Consider the following 7,737-nt stretch of genomic DNA (forward strand, 5'->3'; position numbering starts at 1 on the left):
CGGCGGCACCTCTCCAGGGAGCGCGGGCCTCGACTTCGAAAGAGGGTGGTGAGGATGAGCCCACAACTCTTGCTCATTGCCGCGGTGGCCGCCGTCGGGGTGCTCCACACGATCGTCCCCGACCACTGGCTCCCCATCACGCTCATCGCACGACAGGAGGGGTGGGGCCGTCGCGACACCGCCCGCGCAGCGGTTGGCGCCGGACTCGGGCACTCGCTCTCGACCTTGGCGATCGGCGCGGTGGTCTGGCTCATGGGGACCGCGGTGGCTACGAAGTCTGGCCAAGCTGTGTCCAACGTCGCCAGTCTGGCGTTGATCGGGTTCGGGCTGTGGGTGGCGGCCGCGTCATTTCGGGAGCTCCGGCGCGACGCGGCCGGCCGCCGTCACCACGGCCGCGAGGGACGCCAGCATACACACGGTCACGATGGTTCGCATCCGGCGCCATCCGTTGGACACCGCCATGTGCACCGCCATGGCGACGGGCGACAACACGTTCATTTTCACCGTCATTCATCATCGACGTGGCACGAGGCGGAAGCCGCGGTTGCCCTGGCGGTGTCCCCGCATGAACACGAGCACCGAATGGCACCGCGACGGGCATTGCTCCTCATTCTCGGCTCGTCGCCGATGGTGGAGGGCATCCCGGCGTTCTTTGCGGCCGGCCGCTACGGCCTCGCGCAACTGGCGGTGATGGCCACCATCTTCACGCTGTCGACGACTGCGACATATGTCGCGCTGTGCGTGTCGTCTACCGCGGGATTGCAGCGCGTCGATCTCGGCCCGCTCGAGCGCTACGGCGAGGTCCTGAGTGGAGTGTTTATCGCGCTCGTGGGGCTTGTGTTTCTGCTGTGGACAGGGGTGTGACGCGCTAGCCCTGGACGCGCGGCCTGACTTCAGCCGCGAAACGCTCGAGGACGTTCAGCATCTCGGGGACCGTTCCCACCGTGAAGTCGAACACGAAATGCTGGACGCCCGCGGTCATGTACGCCCGCAGGTCCTCGACGATCTGTCCCGGCGGCCCTGAGAGCGGGAGGCGGGCCGCGCCACCGGCTCCGCTCAGGGCGAGCGGGGCCTTAAACGAGATCGTGATCCCGGCGGAGTCGCGCCCGGCCCCCTCAGTGAGGTCCCGCAGCCGGCGCACCCGAGTGGAGAGCTCGGGCGGGTGCAATGTCACCGGGGGCCGAAGGCCGATCGGGTGCCATCCGTCGCCGATCGCCGCGACGCGTTTGAGCGCTCCTTCGCTGCTGCCGCCGATCCAGATGGGGATGTGTGGCTGACGGACAGGATGGGGACGCACGGCTCCGGCTTCAGGAATATGCATGAACCGGCCCTCGTAGGCGATCCGCGGTTTCGTCCAGACCGCTTTCATGATCCGCAGATACTCGAGCGTCCTGGCCGCCCGACCCTCGAACGGGATGCCGAGGGCTGCGAACTCCTCGCGCCACCAGCCGATTCCCGCGCCCAGGATGATTCTCCCGCCGGAGAGGTAGTCGGCCGTGGCGAGTGCTTTGGCCGTGAACACAGGATTGCGGTACGGAATCACGAGCACGCTTATGCCGATCGTGATACGTTCGGTGACGGTCGCCAGGTACGTGACGGCCGTCAGCGGTTCCAGCCAGGGTTCGTCCGGTCCCAACGGAAAGGCGCCGGTGGGGGAGTAGGGATAAGGAGAGCGGCTCTCGACCGGGATCAGTAAGCGATCCGTCACCCAGATTGAGTCATACCCCAGGGCGTCCGCCCGCCGGGCGAGTGCGGTGATGGATTCCCGGTCGGCGAGGACCCCGCGTCCCTGCAATGAGAAGCCGAACTTGACGTTCATGGCGATCCCTTCGGCGGAGACGACCGCACAGCCCTCTTCACAATGTCCGGCCCGCCGCGGACCACAAGGAGAAGGACGTCACACGGCGAAAGCCGCTTCCCACGACTCCCACCCGGTTCAGCTCCCGGTCGATCCCTGGGGGGGACCGGAGGATACACGCTCGTCAGGAGGGCGCAATGCGACCGATTCTGCAGTGGGTCTTGCTCGGGCTCGCCGGTCTCTCGCTCGTCCTTCCCGCTCAACTCGCGACGGGGGCCCCTCCTTCGGGAAGTACCTTTGTCTTCGCGCGCCCCGAGGAGACGGAGACCCTGGATCCCGAACGGACCACCGCGGTGTCGTCCGCGGAAGTCGACTACCTCCTCTACGATACGCTGACGTCGCAGGACTACGACAACACAGTCAAGCCGGGACTCGCCGAGAAGTGGGAGATTGCGCCTGACGGTAAGACCTACACGTTTACATTGCGAAAGGGTGTCCGGTTCCACTCCGGCAAACCCCTCACCGCGGCGGACGTGAAATTCACGCTCGATCGCTGGCGAACCCTGAAGGGCTCCCCGAGTGCATTCAATATCGCCCCGGTTGAGAGCGTGGATGCGCCGAACCCCACGACGGTCGTGATGCATCTCAAGGAACCTCTCTCGATCCTCCTGATCAACCTGGCCAGCTACTCGGCGAGCATCTTGAACCAGGATTTCGTTACGCGCGCCGGCGATGACTACGGGACCGGCGTCGGCAAGGTGGATGGTACGGGACCCTTTATCCTCAAGGAGTGGGTGCGGAACGACCGATTGGTCGTGACGCGTAACCCAAACTACAATTGGGGCCCCCCGATCTACAAGAACCACGGCCCGGCCCGCTTCGAGACCGTTGTTTTCCGCACCATCGTCGAGGACGCGCCGCGCGTGGCCACCGTGCAGCTGGGCGAGGCCCAGTTTGATGAATCGGTCCCCGCGGTCCAGGTCGATAGGCTGGCCAAAGACCAACGTGTCAAGGTCATCCGCTACAACGACCTGAACACGACTTTCCTGGGGTTCAAAACGACCAGGAAGCAGCTGGCCGACGCGAAAGTGCGCCAGGCCATCAACTACGCCATCAACAAACGAGAGATGATCGCTGGCGTCTACTATGGGCTGGCCGAGGAGGCGTATGGCCCGCTCGCCCCGGGGACGCCGGGGTGGTGGAAGGAGGCGACAAAGGCCGGGTATCATTACAATCCAAGCACGGCGAAGCGCCTCCTTGAAGAAGCGGGGTGGAAGCCGGTCAAAGAGGGGGGTACCCGTCAGAAAGACGGCCAGCCCCTCGTGATCAACTTCCTCTACTCGCCGGGGCCGCAGAACGAGGCGTTGATAGGCCTGATTCAGGCCGATCTGGCCGGCGTCGGCGTCGACATGAGGCCCCAGCGCCTCGAGTGGACCGCGTTCCTGGCGGCGCTGCGGGCCGGCCAGCATGATATGTTTCTGATCGCGGTCAGGTACGTGACCGCCGACATTCTCTACTTCTATTTCCACAGCAAGCAGCGTCCTGCGCCGAACCGGTTCGATTGGGCCGACCCCGATACCGATCGCCTGCTGGAGGCCAGCCGGTCGAGTACCGTCGAGGGCGAGCGGATGACGGCCTACCAGAAGCTCCAGCAGATCGTGGTGACGAACGCCATCTGGGTGCCCGTTGTGCACGAGAAGCGTGTCGTGATCGCATCACCGCGCCTGGAGGTCCCCAAGATGCACGCCAATGTGCTCTACAAGATGCTCGATTTGGAGATGAAGCCGTAGCCTGATTCCGGGGCATGGCCGGGTATATCCTCAGGCGCCTGTTGCGGGCGGTACCTGTCCTGCTGGGCGTCTCGATTCTGGTCTTTTTGATCCTCCACCTGACGCCAGGGAACCCCGCGCTGATCGTGGCGGGTCCCGACGCTCCCCCTGAGGTTGTCCGGGATGTCGAACGGGCGCTGGGGCTCGACCAGCCATTCTACGTGCAGTACGGCCGGTATCTCGGCCGGATCGTGCGCGGAGACTTCGGCCGGTCGATCCGGTCGCGGGAGCCGGTCCTCGAGCGGCTGACCACGACGTTTCCCGTTACGCTGACCCTCGCGGTCGTCGGGGCTCTGTGGACAACAGCCGTCTCCGTCCCACTGGGGATCGTGGCCGCCTACCACCGGAACTCAGTGCTGGACCTCACCACGATCTTCATCGTCCTGACCGGGTCGGCGATGCCGGTCTTTGCGCTCGGGCTGATCTTTCTCTGGGTGTTCGCCGTCAATCTGCGCTGGTTTCCGCTCGCGGGATATGCGCCGTTAACGACACTCGATGGATGGCGGCACATCGTGCTGCCGGCCGTGACGGTGAGTAGCGGCACGATCGCCCTGCTCGCCCGGCTCACCCGGTCCTCGATGCTGGAGGTCCTCAACCAGGACTTCGTGCGGACGGCCCGGGCGAAAGGCGTGCGGGAGTTCTTGGTCGTCGTGCGGCACGCCTTCCGCAATGCGCTCCTGCCCGTCATCACGGTGGTCGGGCTCCAGTTTGGATTCCTGCTGAGCGGCGCCGTCGTTACCGAGAGCATCTTCTCTCTCCCGGGGATGGGGCGCCTCCTAGTGCAGGCCATCCTGGCGCGGGACTTTCCCATCGTGCAGGGCGCGGTCCTGTTGGCGGCCGTCACCTTCGTCCTCACCAATCTCCTCGTTGATGTGGTGTACGGCCTGGCTGACCCCCGCATTAGATACGAGTGATGTGCGTTAATGAGTGAGGCCGCCCTCTCCATGCCCGCTCCTGCGCCGGTGCGGCGAGGTCCGAATCTCTGGCGGCGGATGCGGAGGTCTTGGCAGGTCCGTATCGGGGTGGCGATCCTCGGGGTGCTCGTTCTGGCCGCAGCGCTGGCCCCATTTGTCCCCGATGATCCCGCCCGGCCCAACATGCGGGAGCGGATGGCGTTGCCGTCGTGGACGCATCCCTTCGGGACCGACAACCTGGGCCGCGACCTCTTCAGCCGCGTCATCTTCGGGAGCCGGGTGTCGCTGACGATCGGGCTGATCTCGGTAGGCATCGCGTCGTTCTGCGGAGTGACGCTGGGACTCCTGGCGGGGTATTTCCCGCGGCTCGACAACCCGATCATGCGGACGATGGACGTGCTGCTGGCCTTTCCGGGGCTGCTGCTGGCCATCGCGATCCTGGGGGCGCTCGGGCCGAGCCTGACGAACGCCATGATCGCGGTCGGGATTGGGGCGACCCCGTCCTTCGTCCGCATCACGCGCAGCGCGGTGCTCCGGGTCCGGACCCGGGAATACGTCGAAGCCAGCCGCGCCGTGGGGGCTACCGATAGCCGGATCGTCGTGCGCCACGTCCTGCCGAACGCGTCCTCGGAGATCATCGTGACGACGACGTTGAGCATGGCGTCGGCAATTCTGGCCGCGTCGGTCCTGTCGTTTCTCGGCCTCGGCGCTCAGCCTCCCACGCCGGAATGGGGTGCGATGGTGTTTTCCGCGAAAGACTTTCTGGACATTGCGCCGTCCATGGCGTTCTTCCCTATCCTCGCCATCTTTGTCACGGTGCTCGGGTTCAACTTCCTGGGGGACGGCCTCCGCGACGCGCTCGATCCGCGCCTCTATCGGTAGCTGGGCGCGCGTTACGCGGGTGGAGACCCGGAGAGGGGCCGGTGCCCATGCCGGCGCACCAAACGCACCGCCGCGGCGACGAGGTCGCCGTTGTGCCGCGGGCGGCCCCCGTCGGGAAGGACGAGGGTGTCCTCGAAGCCGATCCTGATGTCGTGGCCGCGCTCGAGGGCTGCCTCGAGTACCGGCCAGGCTGGGAGCCCTTCCCCATGCAGCACCCGCGGCAGCCGGATCCCGTGCCGGTCGAGCACCTCATCGATCGCGGCTGCCGTGGTCAGCGCCGTGCCCGGGTCCTGCTCCTGCGGCTCGATCAAGATGCGGAGGCACCGGTCCGGTAGCCCGCTCTCGACGAAGGACCGCGCGTCGGCAACGGACCACACGCCGGCCTCGATACCGATCCCCCGGGCGATCAGCACCTCGCATAGCTCGAGGACCCCAGGTTCGGAAAAGTTGACCGACACGAAATCAGGCAGCGGCGCCCACGCGGCGAGACGCGAGAGCCGGCGGGCGGGATCGCCTTCAATCCAGAGGCCGGTCGACAGGCCGAGCGGGATCCCCGGGCATGCGGCTCGGGTCTCCCGGATCGCCGCGGCGCAGACGCCTGGGTCGAGCGTCTCGGATCCGTCTGCGCCTCTGGGGTGAACGTGAAGCGCCGCGGCGCCCGCCTGGACCGCGCGCCGGGCGTCGATGGCCAGGTCGGTCGAGGTGATCGGGATCGCCTCATGGTCGCGGCGATCCCTGGAGCCATTGAGACAGGCTTTCACGAGGATCGGGGACGTACGCTTCGCGGCCGGCATCGATCGATTCGTTTCGGGAGAGCCCCGGGGGCTCCTGCGCGACGGCGTAGAGGGGTCGGCTGCGATCGCGGCATATTAGCAACCGCAGGCCACGATGATGGAAGTCCTCGACGCCCACACGCACGTCGACGAGTCTCCGGCGCTCGGCTGGATGGATCCGCCGGAGATGCTGATTCCGCTCCTTGACGAGGCCGGCATTCGCCGGGCCGTCATCATGGCCTACCGGGACGCGCCTGCCCCCCAACTCGAGGCGTTTGAGTATGTGGCAAGCGCCGCCGACCGCTATCCCGACCGCCTCTGGGCCTTTGTCCGGCTGAACCCGCGGCAGCCCGCAGAGGCCACGCAGCTGCTCCGGTACGCCGTCCGCGAGCGCGGCTTCAAAGGGCTCAAACTCCATCCCGTCAGTTTTGCGCTGCCGCCCGGGCACGCCCTCGTCGTCGATTTGATACGATCGGCGGCGCAATTGGACGTCCCGGTGCTCTTTCACTCCGGTGACGACGGGCAGTCCACTCCATTGGAGATCGCGCCCGCCGCGGCGGCGTGCCCGGAGGCCACGATCATCCTCGGGCACATGGGGGGATATTTTCACACCGCCGATGCGATTGATGTGGCGAGGACATACTCGAACGTCTATCTCGAGACGTCCGCCATGCCATACCCATGGCGGATCCGCGACGCGGTTCGCGCGATCGGTCCGGATCGCGTGCTCTTCGGCAGTGACGGCCCCGGCTGCCAGCCGGCGCTCGAGCTCGACAAGGTCCGTCGCGCCGGCCTCGCAGAAGCCGACCTGGGATTGGTGCTTGGGGGCAACCTTCGACGCCTGCTCGCTCGAGGTCCGGGTGCGTGATGATCCTGGACGCCGAGGTGTACCTCGGTCCCAACCTCTTTGGCCCGACATATGATCGCGAGACCTTGATCGGGGCGCTCGACGCGGCCGGCGTCGAGCGCGCGGTGGTCTGCCCGGCCCGCCCTCCCGGGTATCACCTCGAACCCGCCAATGACGTGGTCGCGGACGCCGTCCGCCGCCATCCTCGCCGCCTGATCGGCTTCGCGCGCGTCGATCCTCACCAAGGCTCCACCGCGCTCGCCGAGTTGCGCCGAAGCGTGGAGCAGCTCGGCCTGCACGGCCTCCTGCTGCATCCCTGGGAGGAGCTGTTTCGTGTGAACGATAGAATGCTCGACCCGCTGCTCGCATACGCACGCGAGCGCGGCATCCTCGTGCAGGTGGCCGGAGGCTTTCCGGTCGTCTCCCACGCCGTGCAGATCGCCGATCTCGCGCGCCGCTTCCCCGAGGTGATGATCCTCGCTACTCACGGTGGCCAGATCAACATCAGCGGCCGCGGGCTCTACGAGGCCGGGGAGATGCTCCGGACGTGCCCCAATGTCTACCTCCAGACGTCCGGCATCTACCGTGAGGACTGGATGGAGGACATGTCTCAGGCACTGGGCGCCGCCCGCCTCGTCTTCGGAAGCGGCGCCCCGTACTACGACCTGGGGTTCGAGCTCGAACGGATCCGCCG

At 66.6% G+C, this 7,737-nt stretch carries 8 protein-coding genes; 6 read left to right on the forward strand and 2 right to left on the reverse strand.

All coding sequences use genetic code 11. From position 1 onward, the window contains the following. Positions 1–54: 54 nt before the first annotated feature. Positions 55–864 (forward strand): hypothetical protein, encoded by an 810-nt coding sequence (locus VFP86_10095; protein ID HET8999985.1) that lies wholly within the window; start codon positions 55–57, stop codon positions 862–864. 4 nt (positions 865–868) lie between these two features. Here the strand turns inward: VFP86_10095 and VFP86_10100 are convergent, their stop codons facing one another. After that, positions 869–1,819 (reverse strand): LLM class F420-dependent oxidoreductase, encoded by a 951-nt coding sequence (locus VFP86_10100; GenBank protein ID HET8999986.1) that lies wholly within the window; start codon positions 1,817–1,819, stop codon positions 869–871. Positions 1,820–1,995: 176 nt separating this feature from the next. Here VFP86_10100 and VFP86_10105 point away from each other — a divergent pair, with 176 nt between their 5' ends. From VFP86_10105 to VFP86_10115, 3 genes are read left to right on the forward strand one after another with little or no spacing between them, the layout of a single operon-like run. Continuing rightward, a complete protein-coding gene (locus tag VFP86_10105; protein ID HET8999987.1) occupies positions 1,996–3,588 on the forward strand; it encodes an ABC transporter substrate-binding protein in 1,593 nt (530 codons plus the stop codon). 14 nt (positions 3,589–3,602) lie between these two features. Next, positions 3,603–4,541, forward strand: coding sequence for an ABC transporter permease (locus VFP86_10110; GenBank protein HET8999988.1), 939 nt, complete (start codon positions 3,603–3,605; stop codon positions 4,539–4,541). 9 nt (positions 4,542–4,550) lie between these two features. After that, positions 4,551–5,423, forward strand: a complete 873-nt coding sequence (locus tag VFP86_10115; protein HET8999989.1) for an ABC transporter permease — start codon at positions 4,551–4,553, stop codon at positions 5,421–5,423. Between the two features lie 11 nt (positions 5,424–5,434). Here VFP86_10115 and VFP86_10120 read toward each other — a convergent pair whose 3' ends face one another. Continuing rightward, a complete protein-coding gene (locus VFP86_10120; GenBank protein HET8999990.1) occupies positions 5,435–6,217 on the reverse strand; it encodes a 3-keto-5-aminohexanoate cleavage protein in 783 nt (260 codons plus the stop codon). Between the two features lie 94 nt (positions 6,218–6,311). Between VFP86_10120 and VFP86_10125 the strand changes: the two genes are divergently transcribed. Both VFP86_10125 and VFP86_10130 read left to right on the forward strand, forming a co-directional pair. Continuing rightward, entirely contained in the window at positions 6,312–7,064 is a 753-nt protein-coding gene (locus VFP86_10125; protein ID HET8999991.1) for an amidohydrolase family protein, read from the forward strand. Next, positions 7,064–7,737: amidohydrolase family protein (locus tag VFP86_10130; protein ID HET8999992.1), on the forward strand; the 674-nt coding region annotated here is incomplete at its 3' end. The genes VFP86_10125 and VFP86_10130, both read left to right, overlap by 1 nt.

This window comes from bacterium, assembly GCA_035703895.1.
GTDB lineage: Bacteria > Sysuimicrobiota > Sysuimicrobiia > Sysuimicrobiales > Segetimicrobiaceae > Segetimicrobium.

What these genes read in the sequence shown, in the direction of transcription:
- VFP86_10120 (HET8999990.1), bottom strand. Translation starts at nt 6,217, where the DNA reads ATGCCGGCCGCGAAGCGTACGTCCCCGATCCTCGTGAAAGCCTGTCTC.
- VFP86_10110 (HET8999988.1), top strand. Translation starts at nt 3,603, where the DNA reads ATGGCCGGGTATATCCTCAGGCGCCTGTTGCGGGCGGTACCTGTCCTG.
- VFP86_10105 (HET8999987.1), top strand. Translation starts at nt 1,996, where the DNA reads ATGCGACCGATTCTGCAGTGGGTCTTGCTCGGGCTCGCCGGTCTCTCG.
- VFP86_10115 (HET8999989.1), top strand. Translation starts at nt 4,551, where the DNA reads ATGAGTGAGGCCGCCCTCTCCATGCCCGCTCCTGCGCCGGTGCGGCGA.
- VFP86_10100 (HET8999986.1), bottom strand. Translation starts at nt 1,819, where the DNA reads ATGAACGTCAAGTTCGGCTTCTCATTGCAGGGACGCGGGGTCCTCGCC.
- VFP86_10125 (HET8999991.1), top strand. Translation starts at nt 6,312, where the DNA reads ATGATGGAAGTCCTCGACGCCCACACGCACGTCGACGAGTCTCCGGCG.
- VFP86_10095 (HET8999985.1), top strand. Translation starts at nt 55, where the DNA reads ATGAGCCCACAACTCTTGCTCATTGCCGCGGTGGCCGCCGTCGGGGTG.